The sequence below is a fragment of the Taibaiella chishuiensis genome (assembly GCF_003014535.1).
Classification (GTDB): Bacteria; Bacteroidota; Bacteroidia; order Chitinophagales; family Chitinophagaceae; genus Taibaiella; species Taibaiella chishuiensis.
On record NZ_PYGD01000007.1, the window covers coordinates 19,315 to 38,023 of the forward strand.

The window sequence follows — 18,709 nt, forward strand, 5'->3', positions numbered from 1 at the left end:
GTATAAAAAAAGCAGGCAATAAGAATTGCCTGCTTTTCCAGAATTATGATGCTATTTACGCATGCACCCCGTACATTTCGGCACGCAGTTGTTTTACTTTTTCATCGTTGATATACTCGTCGAATGGCATTTCACGATCGATCAGGCCGCCCGGTGTGATTTCGAGGATACGGTCACAAACGGTCTGGGTCAACTCATGGTCACGGGAAGTAAAAATCGTCGTGCCCCTGAAGTCTTTCATACCGTTGTTGAGCGCCGTGATCGATTCCAGGTCCAGGTGGTTGGTCGGCTCGTCGAACATCAGCAGGTTACCTTTCTGCATCATCATACGGCTCAGCATGCAACGCACTTTTTCGCCACCGCTCAGTACGGTACATTTCTTCTGTGTTTCTTCGCCGCTGAACAACATACGTCCCAGGAAGCCCCGGATAAAGGTTTCATCCTTTTCTTCAGAATACTGGCGCAGCCAGTCTACCAGGTTCAGGTCCTTGCCCTCGAAGTATTCGGTATTGTCGGCTGGCAGGTAAGCCGGGGTAATGGTTACGCCCCAACGGAACTCGCCGTCGAAATCTTTATCCTCGCCATTCAGTATTTTGTAAAATGCGGTGGTCGCCAAACTGTTTTCGGAGATCACAGTTACTTTCTGACCGCGTTTCAGGTCGAAGCTGATATCTTTAAACATCACTTCGCCGTTGAGGGTTTTGCCCAGGCCTTTTACTTCGATGATCTGGTCGCCGGCCTCGCGCACCTGGTTATTGAACAGGATGGCAGGGTATTTACGGTTAGAAGGCTGCATGTCTTCCAGCTTGATCTTATCCAACGCTTTCTTACGGCTGGTTGCCTGCTTGGATTTAGAGGCATTGGCCGAGAAGCGGGCGATAAACTCTTTCAGTTCTGCGATCTTGTCTTCGGCCTTACGGTTCTGGTCGGAACGCTGCTTCAGCAATAACTGGCTGGATTCGTACCAGAAGGAATAGTTACCGGAGAACACATTGATCTTTCCGAAATCGATGTCCGCAACGGCGGTACATACGGTATCGAGGAAGTGACGGTCATGCGATACCACCAATACCACCTTATCATAGTCGGCCAGGAAGTTCTCCAGCCAGCCTATGGTCTGCAGATCCAGGTCATTGGTCGGTTCATCGAGCAGCAGGATGTCGGGGTTACCGAACAGGGCCTGTGCAAGGAGCACCCTTACCTTATCGTTACCATCGAGGTCCTTTACGTACATGGTGTGTTTGTTCTCCTTCACACCGAGGCTGCTCAGCAGGGTTGCTGCGTCGCTTTCGGCGTTCCAGCCGTCCATTTCGCCAAAAGTAGCTTCCAGTTCGCCGGCACGCATACCGTCTTCTTCTGTAAAATCTTCCTTGGCATAGATGGCATCCTTTTCCTGCATGATTTTGTACAGGACTTCGTTGCCCATAATAACGGCCTGGAGTACCTGGATATCGTCAAATTTGTGGTGATCCTGCTTCAACACACTCATACGCTGCCCTTTGGTGATCTCTACGCGACCGCTGGTGGGCTCGATCTCACCGGAAAGGATCTTCAGGAACGTAGACTTGCCGGCTCCGTTGGCGCCGATAATGCCATAACAGTTTCCTTCTGTAAATTTGATATTTACATCTTCAAATAAAATACGCTTGCCGTAGCGAAGCGACAAATTAGATACATTAATCATTGTATAATAAAAACTGGAAAAGTACGAATAATAATTACCGGAAAAAGATAATAAAACATCTCTTTAAAGGGCTGCAAAGGTACGAAGATTATGGAGATTATAAATGCTTTGTGATTATCTTATCTTATCTTACCTTTGCGCCACCCAAAAACGGCTGTTACCGGCCGTCCTTCTAAAATTGTAAATCTTTAATTAGCGATGGCTGTATTAGTCAATAAGAATTCCAAAGTAATTGTACAGGGTTTTACCGGTACCGAAGGCACATTCCACGCCAGCCAGATGATCGAATACGGCACCAATGTTGTAGGTGGCGTTACCCCGGGTAAAGGCGGCTCTACCCACCTGGACCGTCCTGTGTTCAACACGGTGAAAGATGCGGTTACCCAGGCGGGCGCCGACACTTCTATTATTTTCGTACCACCGGCTTTTGCTGCCGATGCGATTATGGAAGCTGCTGACGCAGGTATTAAAGTAATTATCTGTATTACTGAAGGTATTCCGGTACAGGACATGGTTAAAGCCCGCGAATATATCAACGGCCGCGACTGCAGGCTGATCGGTCCTAACTGCCCCGGTGTAATCACTGCAGGCGAAGCGAAAGTAGGCATCATGCCCGGTTTCGTATTCAAACCAGGCCGTATCGGTATCGTTTCCAAATCAGGTACCTTAACTTACGAAGCTGCCGACCAGACTGTTAAAGCCGGTTTAGGTATCTCTACTGCAATCGGTATCGGTGGCGATCCCATTATCGGTACTACTACCAAAGAAGCGGTTGAACTGCTGATGAACGATCCTGAAACAGACGGTATCATCATGATCGGTGAGATCGGCGGTAATATGGAAGCAGAAGCAGCCATGTGGCTGAAAGACAATATGCGTAAACCTGTGGTAGGCTTTATCGCCGGCCAGACAGCGCCTCCGGGCCGCCGTATGGGTCACGCAGGCGCTATCGTAGGCGGTGCAGACGATACTGCCGCTGCAAAAATGAAGATCATGAGCGAGTGTGGTATCAACGTGGTAGCAAGCCCTGCTGATATCGGCAAAACCATCGCCGCGGTAATCAACAAAGAAGTAGTAGCTTAAGCTTAATCCCTTAAGAGCTCCCATAAAAAAGACCTGCAGCAATGCAGGTCTTTTTGTATGTGGCTGATGCAACACGAAACTAGGGCAACATCCGGTTGCGGATCATTTCCAGGTTCCGGATTCCGCCTACAGGCATGATCTTAATGACCTTACTGCCCTTGGAAAGATAAAAATAATAAATGCTGTTGGAGCCCAGGATGCAGACCTCCTCGGCATCCCCGCTGTTGTAATTGAGTTTATAATCGTAATGCAGCGTACCGGTTGCGATCTTACGCTGCACGCCCAGGCCCTCGCCCACCCCGATACCGAGAAAAAAACACAACAGCGTGAAGGCAAAACAACGGACAAAAATGCTGGAAAGCTGTGCGTCAATTTCCTCCTTACTCATAACCTGTCCCCCTTTACCGGCTTTAGCCTTTTGCCGGGCATAATAAACCGAGATACCATACGACGAGACGATCACGATACCCAGGGCGACCAATAGCAACGGATGCAGGGTCAGGGTAGCGATCGGGCTGATCAGCACGTCCATTATGGTCGCATATTTCAGGTAATTGATGCCTAACTGGTAATAATAAACACTTTCTTTCAGGATGCCCATAACGACAAGAAAAAGGTAGCCGAAAGGCAGCATTTTCTGAAAGCTGTCAGAAATTTTCATAAAGTAATATAGGGTTAGTTTTTGAGATGCAAGGAGTAGCTGTAGGAAGTACTTACACTTTTCCGGCAACCGTCTTGTCACGCACGGCATAACCTTTTACTGCAAAGTAGAGGATATAAAGATAACAAGGGATCATGAGCAGGTAAGCCGCCTGGCGGCTACCGGTCCATTCTGTAATCTTACCGTACAGGGGCGGCAATACCGCGCCACCTACGATGCCCATAACCAGCAAAGCGCCGCCGGTCTTGGTAAAGCGGCCCAGGTGCTGCAGCGACAAAGGCCATATGGCCGGCCACATTACCGAATTGGAAAAACCCAGTAAAGCAAAACACACCACGGCCTGGTAGCCGCTCAGGGTTACGGTACCGATCACCAACACGATACTTAAAATAACGGCTGCAATAAGTGCCTTACGCTGCGATATAAATTTCGGAATAGCCGCTATACTTAAAAAATACCCCAGCAACAGGCCATAACCGGTATAAGAAGCAAAGGTCTTGGCCACTTCCAGTTTAAAACCCAGCGATTCGCCCAGGCCCGTAAAGGTATCGTAACTGATCACTTCTACGCCTACATAAAAGAAAATGGCCATAGCGCCGAGTAACAGGTGCGGGAACTGCAGTACGCTGGTCTTCTGTTTCGAGTATTGCGTATCGGTGTTTTCTTCCTCCTCTTTAATTTCGGGCAGGTGCACGAAGGATAGGGCGATGGCCAACACGGAAAGTGATATCGCAATGATGATGTAAGGCGTGATTACGCGCGAAGCCAGGACATCGAGCCCTGCGGCCTTTTCGAGCGGCTCCAGCGTAAGCAGGCGGGTCTTGAGCTCATCTACATTTTTAAGCGTTATGCTGCCGAGAATAAGTACAGCCAGGATACCGGCCACCTTGTTACAGATGCCCATAATACTGATACGCTGCGCCGCACTTTCGATAGGTCCCAGCACGGTTACATAAGGATTGGATGCTGTCTGCAGCAGGGCCAGCCCCGAGCCGATAATAAAGAGGCCCGTAAGGAACAAGGGGTAATTGCGGCTTTGTGCCGCAGGTATGAACAACAAAGCGCCAATGGCCATCACGAACAGGCCCAGCGACATACCCCGCTTAAAGCCCGTCTTGCGCAGCACCGCCGCCGAGGGTATCGACATTACAAAATAAGCAGCAAAGAAAGCGGTAGCCACCAGGTAAGACTGGGTATCGCTAAGCTCACAGGCTATTTTCAGGTAAGGGATCAACTGGCTGTTGGACCAGGTGATAAACCCGAAAATAAAAAAAAGACAACCGATCAGGAAAAGGGCAAAACCATAACTGTTATTATTTGTATTATTGTGTTTCATTGCTCGTGTAACGCGATTAGGTGCTAAACTTAATCTCTTTGCCTTAATTTTCCAACATGCAGTCTAAAAGTTTTTCCATAGGTATAGATATCGGCGGTACCAATACCGCGTACGGAATTGTAAACAGGAGAGGCGAGATCCAGGAACAGGACCGCTTTCATACTACCGATTATAATACACCCGAAAAATTTGTAGCGGCGCTGTATGCAAAGCTGGCACCACATATCGCACAACTGGACCAAGAAGCGATTAACGGTATTGGCGTAGGCGCGCCCAATGCTAATTACTATACCGGCGAGGTAAGACTAGCCCCCAACCTGCCCTGGCGCGGCGTAATACCCCTGCGGCATTTGCTGGAAGAGGCCTTTGGCCTGCCGGTTACCATTACCAACGATGCCAATGCCACTGCGATAGGCGAGATGACCTATGGCTCGGCCCGCGGTATGCGCGACTTCCTGGTGGTAACGCTGGGAACAGGCGTGGGCAGCGGTTTTGTGGCCAATGGCCAACTCATCTACGGTCACGACGGCTTTGCCGGCGAACTGGGCCATATTATCGCGGTGAGAGATGGCAGGCCCTGTGGCTGCGGCCGTAACGGCTGCCTGGAAACCTATGCCTCGGCTACCGGTATCGTAAAGACAGCAAAAGCTTACCTGGAACAGGCCGACCAGGACCAGGTACAAATAGAAGGACCAGGAACGGAAGACTGGCTGATACCGGTATGGCGCAACACGGGCGAAGTATCGTCGAGCGGTATCCATAAAGCCGCACTGGCCGGCGATCCGGCAGCGGCCGAGATCTTCGAATTTACCGGTAAAATACTGGGACAGGCCCTGGCCGATGCCGTGGCCATAACCAGCCCGGAGGCGATCATCCTGTTCGGCGGTCTTGCCAAAGCAGGCGACTTTATCCTGAAGCCTACCAAACTGCATATGGAAAAGAATATGCTGGCAGTATTTCAAAACAAGATAGACATTGTCCCTTCCGGTCTTTCGGAGCGGGACGCCGCTATCCTGGGCGCAGCAGCCCTGGCCTGGTAGTTTTTTTAATGTTGAGTTTTGAATTTTGAATGTTGAGTTATTGGAGATATGAGATGTTAGGTATGAGATGTTAGATGAGGCCTGTCATCCTGAGCATCGCGAAGGATCTCACCAGTTAGCTGGCTTTGATAAAGGGTGTTGTCAGAGGGAGCGCTGTCATCCTGAGCATCGCGAAGGAGCTCACCGGTTAGCCGGCTTTGATAAAGGGTGTTGTCAGAGGGAGCGCTGTCATCCTGAGCGCAGCGAAGGATCTCATCCGTTAGCTGGCCTTATTGGAGTGATTGTATTGTATGGCCGCTGTCATCCTGAGCATCGCGAAGGATCTCACCAGTTAGCTGGCTTTGATAAAGGGATGAGCATCAGCGGAAGCCTGTCATCCTAAGCGCAGCGAAGGAGCTCATCAGTTAGCTGGCTTTACCAGCGTGTAAAGGATCAAGTACCATGAGGAATGTTGTCATCCTGAGCATCGCGAAGGATCTCATCCGTTAGCTGGCTTTATTAAAGGGTGTTGTCAAAGGAAGCCTGTCATCCTGAGCGCAGCGAAGGAGCTCATCAGTTAGCCGGCTTTGATAAAGGAAAAGCCGGCCGTACCCAATACTCAATCCCCACTACCCACTTCCCACTCCCCCATACTAAATCAGGTCGAACGCGCGGGCATACAGGCTCAGGTCGTACGTGGTGCTCACGCCCAGCTTCTTCTTGATATTCTTACGATGCGTTTCTACCGTGTGCACAGATAAGGAGAACAATTCTGCGATCTCTGCCGCAGACAGCGATAAGGTAAGGTGCTTCAGTACTTCTTTTTCCCGTTCGGTAAGCGTGGCAAACTCGCGGTAATGCTGCCGTAAAAAAACGTTTTCGTCGAGCAGGCGCGAAACCTTGTGGGTGATATGTAATTGCGGATCTACCGGCAAGGCTACCGTAACCGATAATACCGGACGGCCGTCATCGTCCTGCATCAGGATTTTGGTGGTGGCATAATGCCAGGTCCAGGGCGTTCCCGGGGCGGGATGTACCTGTTGAAAAAAAGACACCAGCATATCGGGGTCGTTCTGCTCGATCAGGCTCATGATCTTGGGCACATACTCGGAGGCCTCTTCGGGATTGAAAAAATGAGGATAATAATCGGCGCCCATCGCCTTTACCGCTTCCAGGCTTACGCCGAAATAGTCCAGCCCGCGTGGGGAAATAAACTCGACCGTAGCCTCGGGGATTTTATGAACGATCACTACGCCCGGAATATCGGCGGCTATATCCCGCAACTGTTCCAGCTTTTGTGTAATACGGCTTTGCAAATCCTGTTTCATGATGCTGATTTTTCAGGTCCTGTTGAGGCGCTGAAGATAGAACAATATACCCGAATCCGGGTATGCCTCCATGCAAAAAAGATGCTAATCCGCTGTATATCAGCACTAGTAAGCATCTCTTACCCCAGAAGCCCGGAATTAGCCTTATTTTCACATACCACTGCTTATTTTTGAAACACGGGTCAAACAAAAACGATATGACGACAAGCATCATAAAACGGCTGCTCCGGCGCGACCTGGAAACGCTGGTTAAAGAAATAGGTCTTTATAAAGACGAAAACTGTATCTGGCTTACCGACGGGCAGATCGCCAACTCTGCCGGCAACCTGTGCCTGCACCTGGTGGGTAACCTCAATACCTATATCGGCGCCGTGATCGGCAATACGGGTTACATCCGGAACCGCGACCGGGAGTTTTCAGACAGGGAGGTGCCCCGCAGCACCCTGCTCCGCCTGGTACAGGATACCATAACCATGACCGACGCGGTATTGGGCGATCTTAACGACAGCATCCTGCAGGACGAATACCCGCTTCAGATCTGGGAGACAAAGGAAAGCCACGGTTATGTATTAACCCACCTTTGCGCACATCTCAATTATCACCTGGGACAGGTTAACTACCACCGGCGCCTGCTGGACCGTGAGGATTTACGTACATTTACCCCGCTTTGAAGCCGCCTGTACGCCATACCGAGTTTTTTTCGACCGCGCATTATGCCGCGGCCTACACCTTCGCAGCTCCGCCACCGGCGCTGCAGGATTATGTCGAACTGGTATGGCAGTCGCGCTTCGATGCCCTCGACCTGGAGCGGCAACCGGAAGTACACGAACAGCTACTCGCCCACCTTTCCAGCTCGCTGGTATTCAGCGAGGGTCAGCCCTTTGCCGTTACCAGCGCGGGCCAAACGAGGAGTATCAACAGCGATGCCTTGCTGGTAGGGCAACACAGCGGCCCTATACAATTCCACCATCTTAAAGATAATAAGCTCACGGGCATTAAACTGAAGCCCGGCACCTTTTACCGGCTGAGCGGTATCCCTGCCGATGCCCTTTGCAATAATATCGTATCCCTGCAAACCCTTGCTCCCGGCCTCTATCAACAATTACGCACCCTTAGTCCAACCAGCGCACTTACCCAAATTTTTAACAATTTTCATCCGCAGGCCCATAGTTTCCGTTACAACGCGGTAAAGACAGCCATGCAGGTATACCTAGCCGGCATGCCCGAAAACCAGCACCCCGAGCGGGTTGCAGCACAAGTACACCTTACGCCTCGCACCTTGAACCGGTATTTTAAAGAAGTATTGGGTATAGCACCGCGGAAAGCCTTTTCGATAGCCCGGCTCCGTAAGGCGTTGGGGGATAGAAGCGCCCGTAAAGCAAGCGGGCAGGCCTTCTCCTTCTACGACTACGGTTATACCGACCATAGCCATTTTTATAAAGACCTGGCCACCTACGGCCACCTGCATTCGTTACAGCAATCCTGATTTTTTTTGTCCGTTTTTTACACAAATGGCGACATGCCCCGGCTGTAATTTGCAATAAAAAAACATGAACGCAACTGACTATGCGGGCAACCGCGCAAGACTGGCGGCACGCCTTAGCCCCGGATCGGTGGCTGTTATCCACGCCAACGACATTATGCCCTCCAATGCCGACGGCACTCTGCGCTTCCGGCAAAACAACGACCTGTATTGGTTAAGCGGCATACTGCAGGACGAAACAGCCCTACTGCTTTTCCCCGATCACCCCGACCCAAACTACAGGGAGATCCTGTTTATCAAACAGGTAAATGAAGACTTTGTAAAGTGGCATGGCAGGCGGCACAGCCTGCAGGAAGCGCAGGCTATTTCCGGTATAGCGCGGGTAGCATGGTTTTCCGATTTTGAACAGCTGTTTTACGAAGCGGCAGTACAGGCCACGCATATCTACCTGAATGCTATCGAGCACCCCAGGGCCGTAAATAGTGTAGAAACCCGCGACGACCGTTTTGCCCGGTGGTGCCGGAAGCGTTTCGGACTGCACAGCTACAAGCGGCTGGCGCCCGAGCTGGCCATGTTACGTAGGGTTAAAAGCGAAGCTGAGCTCGAACTGATCCGTAAAGCCTGTAACATATCCGGTGCAGGTTTCAGGCGCCTGTTACGGTTTATTAAACCCGGTGTGGCGGAGCGGCGGGCAGAGGCGGAACTGATCTACGAATATATGCAACACGATGGCGCCTGGGCCGATTACGAACCTATTGTAGCCTCGGGCGCCGACAGTTGTATCCTGCATTATACCAGCAATCACAAACGATGCGCCGCAGGCGATGTGGTGCTGATCGATGCGGCGGCATCGTACCGGTTGTACAATGCCGACCTTACCCGCGTCCTGCCCGTAAACGGCCGCTTCAGCCCCCGGCAATTGCAGGTGTACAACGCAGTATGGCGGGTGCAGCAACAGCTCATGGATTTTATTAAAGCCGGCAGGTACCTGGAAGAGATCCAGGCCCATAATCAAACCCTGCTGATTGGGGAATTGCTGGGACTTGGCCTGTTTTCCCAATCGGACCTGGAACGGCAAGGCCGGGCCTATTACCTGGGCCTGTACTGTTATCATGGATTCGGCCACCTGCTGGGCCTTGATGTGCATGATGTGGGCTCCCGCTACGAGCCCCTGCCCGAAAACTCGGTACTGACCGTGGAGCCGGGCATTTATATACGCGAAGAAGGTATAGGCATCAGGTTGGAAAATAATGTACAAGTAACTGCGGCGGGCGTTACCGACCTGATGGCCGGCATTCCCATAGACCCCGCCGAGATCGAGGCCCTGATGCAGGAAGTACTATAAACATGGCGCCAGGTGTGTATAAAAACAAAAAGCATATCATCCCGATATGCTTTTTACTAAAAATTTTTCTGTGCGGTTAGACCAGCCTTACATTTACAGCGTTCTCGCCTTTTTTACCCTGCTGAGTATCGTAAGATACCTGGTCGCCTTCGCGAATTTCATTTACTAATCCTGATACGTGTACAAATACGTCTTGTCCACCGCCATCTGGAGTTATAAAACCGAATCCTTTTTCTTCATTGAAAAATTTTACTTTACCTGTTGCTGACATGTTTTAATAATTTAAAATAATAATGAGTAAAGATAACGTAAAAAATGATATGAAAAGTGCTAAAAATTTTTAATATCCCACATTTTTTCTGATAAGCCTTAACACATAACCGTGCCTCCCAAAAGCGTACCTGATGACCTACCCGCCTGGTGGTTTTCCAAAGGGTATCGACGGCATCTCAGGCGAGCCTGTCTACCGGTTCCGGAACGGCCCTGTATCCATACGCCGCCCTCCCTTCCCTGCCGCATATTTATACTTTTCGCCCGGGAGATAAAAAGCGTGTAACGTCGTCGTTGCTTAAGCCGTTTGCCTGTAAACCGGGTTACAGAAAAGCCCGCCGTCCATTAAATTGTCAGCGGCAGAAGCTGGCCTATAATTCACTTCAATAAAGTAATTTCAAAAACGCTATTATCATTTTATTAAAAAATAGTATTTAAAGTAAAATGTAGATGGTTGTGGCAACTCAAGCATCCTGTATTTACGCGTAATCGGGTAAACCGGCACAGGAACGTCAGCAGGCAGCATTTTTTAATAACCATGAGCAATAGGGCCTGATGCGCCAGGCTACAGGTTTTGTTGCCGGCCGGGCATACAAAAGCCGGTTATGGACATAACCGGCTCTTTCTACAATCGCTAAATTTACAATCTACTCAACAAAAGGGACACCTGGTCTAAGAAGCAACGTTTTCGCTACTTTATGTTCAAACCTGTTACCAGATTTTATTCCTGGAGCTTTCAAAGCCTTTGGGTTTAACCACGGTAAATACCCTGGAAATGTTGAACCCGAAATGAATATCGCCTTTATCCCAGCCGCCGGTCGTCTGCCCGATTACGGTACGCTCCGTAATACCAGTAGAGTTGGAGAATAACAGCTGGAATACGTGTCCGCCGGTTTCGATATCGAAGCCCAGCGTAAGCGAGTTGCGGGTACCCGTAAGCCTGTCGTTGGGAGGTACTACCATGTAATATTCGCCGGTAAGGGCGATACGGTTGCTCAACTTGATCCTGCCGCCGAGGCCTATGGCAAACACATCGTTCGGATCGTCGCGGAACTGTACAAAATTATAATGAATATGTGTCGGCATCAACTGTAACGACAGCCAATTGGCAAACTTGCGGGCGATAAGCAATTGGTTGATATAAGCCACGCGCTGGCTGAATTTGTATTCGATACCCGAACCGGCAGGTGGCGGGTAAAGTTCGGTAGCCTGTATCGACATTGCGCCCACATAACTCAGGCTTAAAGGCATCCGGTCGTTGTCCGTCTGCCGGAGTATCCTGGCTTTTACAAACCCGTCTGCATCTTTAAGATAAGTACTGCGCCCGATGCCTACCATTAGCCAATCGGTAATGCCATAATCGAAACCAATGCGCGTACTGGCATTATCCAAACCGAAAAACTCGCTGAAGCCCTGGTTGATACGGCCAAAGCGGTGGTTGATACGGAAGTCCAGCACACCTTTGCCCAGGTTCTCGATACTATGCCCGTTGGCGATACGCGTGGTCTTAAACGTGGCGGTGGTATAAGCGGTACCTTTATTATCCGTTTCGCTTTCCAGCATCTTCATCAGGTCCTCGGTTTCGTCTTTGGGCTTATTCGTCTCCTGCGCATGCAGGTGAAGGCCGGCGAGGGAAAATACTAAAGGAAACAGTATAAATTTCAATTGCATAACAAGATCTTGATTAATTAGGGGAACCGGGTTCCCTATTTGTTTTTCAGGTTGGTATCTATGGTCACTTCAATTTTATCCGAGATTTTGGACGAAGCAACAGCCGGGATCTTAATACCGTAATCGGTAGGGTTAACGGTAAATTTCGCATTAACGGTAGCGCTTCCGGCTTTTACCACGATGGTGCCGGGACCGCTTACGTCTTTGGTTACGCCATGCATAGTGAGCTTACCGGACGCCTTTACTTTATAACTGCCATCTTTGGTAAAGTTGACACCGGCCAGGTCGGCCTTGCCTTTGTATTCGGCTTTGGGAAACTTATCGCTCTCCATATAGTTTTCGTTGAAATGCTCCTGCATCAGGGCCTTTTCGAACTTAAAGCTTTTTATGGGCACGATAAACATGAGGTCGCCGCTTTTGGTATCGAGCACGCCGGCCACTTCGTTATTAAATGCTTCTATATTTTCCACCGGTGTCGCAGAAAAGAACGAAACCTTACCGGTGCGGGTCATCAGCTTCTGGGCATTGCCCTGGTAAGCAGCCAGGCCGGCAATAGCTGCCAGCAGCAATATTTTTTTCATATTCTTGATTTTTCTGGATAAAAAGTATTGGGGTAAAGAGCTTAGTTATTAGGTGCACCGTCATTTACCCATTTCTGGATCTTGGCTATGCTGCAGTCGTCCAGCTTGGGTTGTCCTTTGGGCATCGGCGACGGACCGGTATGGTTAATGGCCGGCATCAGCACCTGGTATTCCGTCGCGGTAAGCACACCGTGATAGTTGGACAGGTCCCAGCCCGAAGCACCGGCGCCCAGGTGGCAGCCACTTGTGGCGCATTTGGCCGCAATAATGGGCTGCACAACGGCGCTATAGGTTACATTGGAAGTATCGCAGGTTACCGGCGCCGGACCGTAAGCATCTTCAGCATTCTCTTTGGTACAGCCAACCACTACCAGCAAGCCGGAAAAGGCAATGCCCAATATCCATAATTTCTTGTTCATATTCTTCTTGTAGTATATCGTATTAAAACACAGGAATAATCGAAGCGTGTATTATTCCTCTACACAGTCGGAAAGCAGTACCACTATGGTATAGCCATTGCAAAACCCTTTTACGGTAACGGTCTTGCCGCTTTCAAAACTACCCTTATCATCACGCATGGTGCACTGTACGCCGGAGAGCGGGTCATCGCCGCTGAGCAACAATACGGTTTTGCCATCCTGGTTTTTGCTTACTTCGCTGATGGTCCCGTTTACGGCAATCACCTTATTCAGGTAGAGGTCGTTGCCTGTTTTCTCATTATCCTGGAAAACACGGCTCAGGTTGGTGCTGCTGATCTCGATGGCTTTTTTACCATCGACCGTTTCAGGCGGTTTATTCCAGAGATATACAAAAACACCTCCGGCAATGACAACAAGCACCAATAAGAGCAAGCCTATTTTCTTCATATGATTACGTTTCCTGTTAACAAATATATCTACGGCCCGGTTACAGGAAAACCAGTATCCGGACGAAACAGGAAAATAGCCCGATGAAACGGGATGATATGGGGTAAGCGGTTTAGAGTTCGCCGTCGAGCCAGTGCTTGAACTGGGCCGAGCGCTCGGAGCTGACTACGGGCTGCTCCCGCGACTGGGGCTGCAGGGTTACGATAACCCGGGCCTTGGAATAGGTTTTCATTTCGGCGATAGCCGGCAGGCTGATCAGGAATTGCCGGTTGATCCGGAAGAAGAGCGCCGGGTCGAGCAGATCCTCGAGGGCATCGAGGTTAAAGTCTACCGGAAAGGTACGGCCGTCGTTGAGGCGGGCAAAGGTCGCTTTGCTTTCACTGAAGAAATAAGCGATATCCTCGCTGTTCAGGGTTTTGATATGTTCGCCAAAACGTACCACGAAACGCTTTTTAAATTCTTTTGCCGGCCCAGGATCCGCTGCTGTGGCGGATTTGAAGATACCTTTAAACTGCCGGAGTTTGTAAAAGGCGCCCTGCAGGTCTTCGCGTTTTACCGGCTTAAGCAGGTAGTCGATACTGGATACTTTAAAGGCTTCTAGCGCATACTGGTCATAGGCCGTGGTAAAGATAATGGGGCAATCGATCTTTATAAGTTTAAGCAGGTCGAAGGAGGAACCGTCGGCCAGGTTGATATCGAGGAAAAGCAGGTCGGGCGCATCGTTGAAGGCAAACCATTGCTGGGCTGCCTTGATGCTGTCGAGCTGCGGACCGATGGCGGCCGCAGGCAATAATTCTTTGATCATTTTACCTAACCGGTTAAAGGCCGGCGCTTCATCTTCAATTATAATAATGTTCATCTTTGATCGCAGTTAAAGTAAAGGTAAACGTACCACCCACTCGGTTTCTATCGCCATAAAGTACACGGGCCTTGCGGTAAGCAGGGCATAACGGTTGCGTATATTAGCCAGGCCTATACCTGATTTACGGTCAGTATTGACTTTTGGATTGATGCGGTTACGGACAACAATCTCCTCTTCATTGGCCGTGATAAAAATAATCAACGGCGACGATATCGCCACTACATTATGTTTAATGGCATTCTCGACCAGCAATTGCAGCGCCATAGGCGCAATCTTCTTACGGCGCGCCAGGTCGGCCGGCAAGCGGGTCTCCACCTGTAATGCTTTACCAAAGCGGTTTTGCTGGATATACAGGTAACCCGACAGGATCTCGAGTTCTTCGGAAAGCATGATGAGACTACGGTCGTGGTACGCGAGCATATTGCGGTACAGGTCCGAAAGGCGCTCGGTATAAGTTACAGCGCTGCCTGCATCCTCTTCGATCAGGTTGGTAAGGGTATTAAGACTGTTGAACAGGAAGTGCGGATTGACCTGGCTTTTCAGGTGCTCGTACTCCATACGGATACGGTCCTGCTGCAGGCTTGCCATACGTTTCATCCTGTTGTCGCGCTGGCGGATAAGCAAGAGTACGGCGGCAAGCAGGGCAAGTGTAAGTAAGGTAATAAACCACCAGCGCCGCCATACCGGTATGGCAATACCGAAGCTGTAGACTGCTTCCCGGGCGGCTTCGAAGTTGCCGTTGAGCGATACCTGTACCCTGAAGGTAAACTGGCCGGAAGGCAGCTTGGGAAACGAAGCCACGGGCTCGTTGGTATAAATCCAGTTATTGCTGTAGCCTTCGAGCCGGTAACGGTAGGTCAGCTTTTCGGGATTGGTATAGGATATGCCATCGAAGTAAAAACTGATAAAATTATCGTCGGGCTTAAACTGGTCCTGGCCCGGCATTACGTCTTTTGAATTACTGGTTACCCGTAATATACTTACGCCCGGCCGTATGGAAAAGCGGGAAGCCTGGTTCTTTACCACCAGGATACCGTGTTCATACGGCAGGTAAATATTGCCATCCTTGTCGCGGGTAGTACAGTTCAGCACATCGGAAGTGCTGTCGATGTCCATATCCGAAAAAGTGCTGAAATAACGGAATGCATTACTGTTGGGAAACCAGAGGTCCAGCCGGTTCTGGAACAGCGCCAGCACCTGTCCTGTAGCATTGGTCTGCAGGGCAGACAGGCCCGCATTGCTTTCGGCGCTGCCGGCTTGTTTGCGGTTGGTCCACAGGCCGCGGCTATACTGGTAAATATTTTTTTTAAGGGTACCGGCCCATATATTGCCGTAAGCATCTTCGGTAATAGAATAGACCACATCGTCGCCGGGCACTTTAAAGTTTTCCCAGGTGTAATAATGGCCGCCATCATACATACAAACACCGGCTCCGTCGGTGGCCATCCATACCCGGTCCTTGCTGTCGGCATACAACTGGTAAATGTAGTCGCTGCCGATACCGGTGTTTTTATTGTGCAGATGCCTTACGGCAATACCTCCCAGAGCATCGGGATAACAAAGTTCCCGCACCCCGTTCAGGCCGGCAATCCAGATGGCGGAGCGGGTGCCGGTAATACTCAGGATATTGTCTTCGCCCGTAATCGTTACCGGTACCTTTACGAACCTGGCCTGGCCCGGTTCTTTATACCATACCCCGCTGCCGGCCGAGCCCAGCCACAGGCGGTTACTGGCATCGCAGTACAGGCTGCTTACCGGGTCGTTAAAGGCGCCGGCCGGCACCAGGGCCGAGTTGCCGCCGGCAAGGTCGATACGGTATAATTTATTTTTAAGCGCGATCCACAACATATTATCGCGGTCGCAACAGATGGCAGTTACCTGGCTCAGCGAATAAGGCTTATCGAGCGGCAAGCCGGCTATATACTCGTAACTGAGCATACCCAGACCGGTATTGGTACCACACCAGATATTGCCGGAAGTATCGCGCAGCAAGGCATTGAACGTACGGTTGGCAAAGTAGAAATTACGGGCGATAAGCGAATCGTCGGCATGCACATCGGCTTCTACGATATACCCCTCGTCGGTAGCGGCCAGCGACTTGCCGGCCCCAAGCGTTAATACATCGTTGACCTGTCCGAAGAACCAGGGCATATTGGGTTTTATGGCGATATTGCGGCGGGCCTTCATATCGTACAGCGCCCCACCCCGCTGCTGCGTGCCAATCCAGTAGCGGTCGGAGCCCGGCCAGTTGCGGATAACGCGTACAATATTGTCGGGCAGGCCCTCGGCCATGGAGATGACCTGTATCTCCGGTTTGCCGTTCCGGAACCGGATATCGTTAATACCCATATCGGTTCCGGCCAGTATGCGGCCATCGGGTAGTATGGCCAGGTTATAAACAAAGTTGTCAGAAAGCCCCTGCCTGGTGGTATAGGTAGTGGCAACACCTTTGTGTACAGCCACCAGCCCGCTTTCCGTAGCTACGAAAACAGTGGCGTCTGCAGCCTTTTTGATGGCATTGACCGTGGTCGTGTTGGTATAATTTTTAAAGGGTAAGGGTTGTACGGAGTCCCGGACCAGTTTGCCCAATTGCCCGTTCTTATACCCCAACCACAGTTCGCCGTCGATAAGGGCCAGGGCCGTTACGGCGCCGGGTATACGCGAGGGCACTTCTTTAGACAGGGCCCCGTTGTAGCGGAACAAACCTTTGTCGGTACCGGCCATAATGTAACCGCGCGGGTCCTGGGCCAGCACATTGACCTTGACCGGCACCCGGCTTTCGCCCAGCCATACATCACGCAGGAAAGGTTGCTGGGCATACAAAGCGCCGGACAGCAGGCAAACCAGCAAACACAGGAGCCTCATATCAGGAACGGGATTGGGGTTCTAAAGTGGCTCTGACAGAAACATTGATCTCGGGCGACAGCTTATCGTCGACAATGCGGGGGATCTTGATATTATGATCGTTGAGCAAAATGGGGAAGGTGGAGCTTACCTGGAAACGGGCATTCCTGACCACCATCTGCACCCGGATAATACGCTCCTGCTCTACGCCATGTACGATCAGTTTGCCTTTGGCCCTTACCTGGTAGGTACCTTCGCGGCCCAGGTCTACCGACTCAATGATCTTACCCCGGAATACCGCATCCGGGAAGTTGCGGCTTTCCATATAATTCTCGTTGAAATGATCGCGTTGCAACGGGCTGTTAAAACCCATAAAGGAAGGGATATAAACCTTGAAGGCAAAGATCATTTTTTCCGTATCGAGGATACCCTGTAGTTTGCGGGAAGAGGCTTTGATCAGTTCTTTGGGCGCTTCCGAAGAGAACCGTACCTCGCCGTTACGCACCTCGTAGATAGCCGGGCCGGCATAGGCGCCAGGCGGCAGGCACAGCAGCAGTACCGCGAGCAGACGCCTGTAATGCAGTCGTTGTAGCATTGTTGTGTATTGTTTTTTTGTACTTACGCGATACCGCCGGACCGCCATCCGGCAATATTTTATCTTTTCGTCCTGAATCATCTTTTTCCGAAACTTAAATCCCTTAATTTAGCTGCCGGTTACCTGTATTGTTACCGGTACAATATATGTCATTTTTTCATCTTACATCCTAATATGTACAAAAAAATAATTCCGGTCCTTGCTTTATGCGGCCTCTGGAGCTGTGGCAATAATGAAACGACCACCACGGAGCCGCCGGCACAGACCGCTACACCGCCGGCTGTAGCCACCACCCCGTCGGCGCCGGCTGCGCTGATACCTTTTAAAGTAAAAGCTACCCATCCGCACGATACCACGCTTTTTGTAGAAGGCTTCCTGGTACACGAAGGCAAAGTATACGAAAGTACCGGCGCTCCCGATAATATCCCGTTTACCCGTTCGCTGATCGGTATTCTTAACTTAAAGACGGGCAAGCTCGACGAAAAGATAGAGATCGACCGTAATATCTATTTCGGCGAAGGTATCGTATTGCTGAACAACAAAATTTACCAGCTTACCTACCAGAACCAGAAAGGCTTTATTTATGATGCCACCACTTTTAAAAGAACCGGCGAATTCAGCTATGCCAATAAAGAGGGCTGGGGCTTTACCACCGACGGGCAAAAGCTGATTATGAGCGACGGCAGCGCTACGCTAACCTTCCTTAACCCCGACAACCAGCAGGTAACAGGCACCTTAACCGTAAAAGAAAACGGCAACCCCGTCAATAACCTGAACGAGCTGGAATACATCAAAGGCTTTATCTATGCCAATATCTGGATGACCAATTATATCGTAAAGATCGACCCGGCTACCGGCAATATCGTGGGTAAGCTCAATATGAACGACCTGAGCAACGATGCCCGTACGAAATACAGGAACGCCCAGGAAATGAACGGCATTGCCTATGATGCCGCCGCAGACAAGATCTATGTAACCGGTAAAATGTGGCCGACCATTTACGAAGTGGAATTCGAACATTAATACCGGCTATAACGGTTAGAATATAAAAAAGCACAACTCCGGAGAGTTGTGCTTTTTT

The 18,709-nt window shown here is 50.4% G+C and carries 18 protein-coding genes; 6 read left to right on the top strand and 12 right to left on the bottom strand.

Going from position 1 to position 18,709, the window contains the following annotated elements; genetic code table 11:
- Positions 1–55: 55 nt before the first annotated feature.
- On the bottom strand, positions 56–1,684 hold the full coding sequence (locus B0I18_RS16740) for an ABC-F family ATP-binding cassette domain-containing protein (RefSeq protein ID WP_106523893.1): 1,629 nt from the start codon (positions 1,682–1,684) through the stop codon (positions 56–58).
- A 198-nt stretch (positions 1,685–1,882) separates the two neighbouring features.
- Between B0I18_RS16740 and sucD the strand changes: the two genes are divergently transcribed.
- On the top strand, positions 1,883–2,767 hold the full coding sequence (gene sucD, locus B0I18_RS16745; RefSeq protein ID WP_106523894.1) for a succinate--CoA ligase subunit alpha: 885 nt from the start codon (positions 1,883–1,885) through the stop codon (positions 2,765–2,767).
- Positions 2,768–2,846: 79 nt separating this feature from the next.
- On the opposite strand, the gene B0I18_RS16750 is transcribed toward sucD, so the two are convergent.
- On the bottom strand, positions 2,847–3,428 hold the full coding sequence (locus B0I18_RS16750) for a hypothetical protein (protein ID WP_106523895.1): 582 nt from the start codon (positions 3,426–3,428) through the stop codon (positions 2,847–2,849).
- Positions 3,429–3,480: 52 nt separating this feature from the next.
- Complete coding sequence (locus B0I18_RS16755) at positions 3,481–4,764, bottom strand: sugar MFS transporter (protein ID WP_106523896.1); 1,284 nt, start codon at positions 4,762–4,764, stop codon at positions 3,481–3,483.
- A gap of 56 nt (positions 4,765–4,820) precedes the next feature.
- Here B0I18_RS16755 and B0I18_RS16760 point away from each other — a divergent pair, with 56 nt between their 5' ends.
- Positions 4,821–5,804, top strand: a complete 984-nt coding sequence (locus tag B0I18_RS16760) for an ROK family protein (RefSeq protein WP_106523897.1) — start codon at positions 4,821–4,823, stop codon at positions 5,802–5,804.
- Between the two features lie 632 nt (positions 5,805–6,436).
- On the opposite strand, the gene B0I18_RS16765 is transcribed toward B0I18_RS16760, so the two are convergent.
- Positions 6,437–7,111 carry a helix-turn-helix transcriptional regulator gene (locus B0I18_RS16765; protein WP_106523898.1) on the bottom strand — a complete coding sequence of 225 codons (675 nt, stop codon included), beginning with the start codon at positions 7,109–7,111 and terminating at the stop codon, positions 6,437–6,439.
- Between the two features lie 197 nt (positions 7,112–7,308).
- On the opposite strand from B0I18_RS16765, the gene B0I18_RS16770 reads away from it, so the two are divergent.
- The 3 genes from B0I18_RS16770 (at position 7,309) to B0I18_RS16780 (ending at position 9,939) form a co-directional block, all read left to right on the top strand.
- Positions 7,309–7,782: a DUF1572 family protein gene (locus B0I18_RS16770; RefSeq protein ID WP_106523899.1), complete on the top strand. Its 474-nt coding sequence runs from the start codon at positions 7,309–7,311 to the stop codon at positions 7,780–7,782.
- Positions 7,779–8,597, top strand: coding sequence for a helix-turn-helix domain-containing protein (locus tag B0I18_RS16775; RefSeq protein ID WP_106523900.1), 819 nt, complete (start codon positions 7,779–7,781; stop codon positions 8,595–8,597). The genes B0I18_RS16770 and B0I18_RS16775 overlap by 4 nt, the downstream gene beginning before the upstream one ends.
- A gap of 64 nt (positions 8,598–8,661) precedes the next feature.
- Positions 8,662–9,939, top strand: coding sequence for an aminopeptidase P family protein (locus tag B0I18_RS16780; RefSeq protein WP_106523901.1), 1,278 nt, complete (start codon positions 8,662–8,664; stop codon positions 9,937–9,939).
- Positions 9,940–10,015: 76 nt separating this feature from the next.
- On the opposite strand, the gene B0I18_RS16785 is transcribed toward B0I18_RS16780, so the two are convergent.
- The 8 genes from B0I18_RS16785 to B0I18_RS16820 form a co-directional block, all read right to left on the bottom strand.
- A complete protein-coding gene (locus B0I18_RS16785) occupies positions 10,016–10,210 on the bottom strand; it encodes a cold-shock protein (protein WP_106523902.1) in 195 nt (64 codons plus the stop codon).
- Between the two features lie 710 nt (positions 10,211–10,920).
- A complete protein-coding gene (locus B0I18_RS16790) occupies positions 10,921–11,880 on the bottom strand; it encodes a DUF5777 family beta-barrel protein (protein ID WP_219905999.1) in 960 nt (319 codons plus the stop codon).
- Positions 11,881–11,915: 35 nt separating this feature from the next.
- Positions 11,916–12,461: a YceI family protein gene (locus tag B0I18_RS16795; protein WP_106523903.1), complete on the bottom strand. Its 546-nt coding sequence runs from the start codon at positions 12,459–12,461 to the stop codon at positions 11,916–11,918.
- A 41-nt stretch (positions 12,462–12,502) separates the two neighbouring features.
- Positions 12,503–12,880 (bottom strand): hypothetical protein, encoded by a 378-nt coding sequence (locus B0I18_RS16800; RefSeq protein WP_106523904.1) that lies wholly within the window; start codon positions 12,878–12,880, stop codon positions 12,503–12,505.
- Between the two features lie 51 nt (positions 12,881–12,931).
- Complete coding sequence (locus tag B0I18_RS16805; protein ID WP_106523905.1) at positions 12,932–13,327, bottom strand: OB-fold protein; 396 nt, start codon at positions 13,325–13,327, stop codon at positions 12,932–12,934.
- A 112-nt stretch (positions 13,328–13,439) separates the two neighbouring features.
- A complete protein-coding gene (locus B0I18_RS16810; RefSeq protein ID WP_106523906.1) occupies positions 13,440–14,186 on the bottom strand; it encodes a LytR/AlgR family response regulator transcription factor in 747 nt (248 codons plus the stop codon).
- A 12-nt stretch (positions 14,187–14,198) separates the two neighbouring features.
- Complete coding sequence (locus B0I18_RS16815) at positions 14,199–17,054, bottom strand: two-component regulator propeller domain-containing protein (RefSeq protein WP_106523907.1); 2,856 nt, start codon at positions 17,052–17,054, stop codon at positions 14,199–14,201.
- A 1-nt stretch (position 17,055) separates the two neighbouring features.
- Positions 17,056–17,628: a YceI family protein gene (locus tag B0I18_RS16820; RefSeq protein ID WP_106523908.1), complete on the bottom strand. Its 573-nt coding sequence runs from the start codon at positions 17,626–17,628 to the stop codon at positions 17,056–17,058.
- A gap of 174 nt (positions 17,629–17,802) precedes the next feature.
- On the opposite strand from B0I18_RS16820, the gene B0I18_RS16825 reads away from it, so the two are divergent.
- Positions 17,803–18,651, top strand: coding sequence for a glutaminyl-peptide cyclotransferase (locus B0I18_RS16825; RefSeq protein WP_146146780.1), 849 nt, complete (start codon positions 17,803–17,805; stop codon positions 18,649–18,651).
- Positions 18,652–18,709 lie beyond the last annotated feature (58 nt).

Coding starts and splice junctions, on each gene's coding strand:
- B0I18_RS16810 (WP_106523906.1), bottom strand. CDS start 14,186: ATGAACATTATTATAATTGAAGATGAAGCGCCGGCCTTTAACCGGTTA.
- B0I18_RS16750 (WP_106523895.1), bottom strand. CDS start 3,428: ATGAAAATTTCTGACAGCTTTCAGAAAATGCTGCCTTTCGGCTACCTT.
- B0I18_RS16805 (WP_106523905.1), bottom strand. CDS start 13,327: ATGAAGAAAATAGGCTTGCTCTTATTGGTGCTTGTTGTCATTGCCGGA.
- B0I18_RS16765 (WP_106523898.1), bottom strand. CDS start 7,111: ATGAAACAGGATTTGCAAAGCCGTATTACACAAAAGCTGGAACAGTTG.
- sucD (WP_106523894.1), top strand. CDS start 1,883: ATGGCTGTATTAGTCAATAAGAATTCCAAAGTAATTGTACAGGGTTTT.
- B0I18_RS16795 (WP_106523903.1), bottom strand. CDS start 12,461: ATGAAAAAAATATTGCTGCTGGCAGCTATTGCCGGCCTGGCTGCTTAC.
- B0I18_RS16815 (WP_106523907.1), bottom strand. CDS start 17,054: ATGAGGCTCCTGTGTTTGCTGGTTTGCCTGCTGTCCGGCGCTTTGTAT.
- B0I18_RS16770 (WP_106523899.1), top strand. CDS start 7,309: ATGACGACAAGCATCATAAAACGGCTGCTCCGGCGCGACCTGGAAACG.
- B0I18_RS16825 (WP_146146780.1), top strand. CDS start 17,803: ATGTACAAAAAAATAATTCCGGTCCTTGCTTTATGCGGCCTCTGGAGC.
- B0I18_RS16790 (WP_219905999.1), bottom strand. CDS start 11,880: ATGCAATTGAAATTTATACTGTTTCCTTTAGTATTTTCCCTCGCCGGC.
- B0I18_RS16755 (WP_106523896.1), bottom strand. CDS start 4,764: ATGAAACACAATAATACAAATAATAACAGTTATGGTTTTGCCCTTTTC.
- B0I18_RS16820 (WP_106523908.1), bottom strand. CDS start 17,628: ATGCTACAACGACTGCATTACAGGCGTCTGCTCGCGGTACTGCTGCTG.
- B0I18_RS16760 (WP_106523897.1), top strand. CDS start 4,821: ATGCAGTCTAAAAGTTTTTCCATAGGTATAGATATCGGCGGTACCAAT.
- B0I18_RS16800 (WP_106523904.1), bottom strand. CDS start 12,880: ATGAACAAGAAATTATGGATATTGGGCATTGCCTTTTCCGGCTTGCTG.
- B0I18_RS16780 (WP_106523901.1), top strand. CDS start 8,662: ATGAACGCAACTGACTATGCGGGCAACCGCGCAAGACTGGCGGCACGC.
- B0I18_RS16785 (WP_106523902.1), bottom strand. CDS start 10,210: ATGTCAGCAACAGGTAAAGTAAAATTTTTCAATGAAGAAAAAGGATTC.
- B0I18_RS16740 (WP_106523893.1), bottom strand. CDS start 1,684: ATGATTAATGTATCTAATTTGTCGCTTCGCTACGGCAAGCGTATTTTA.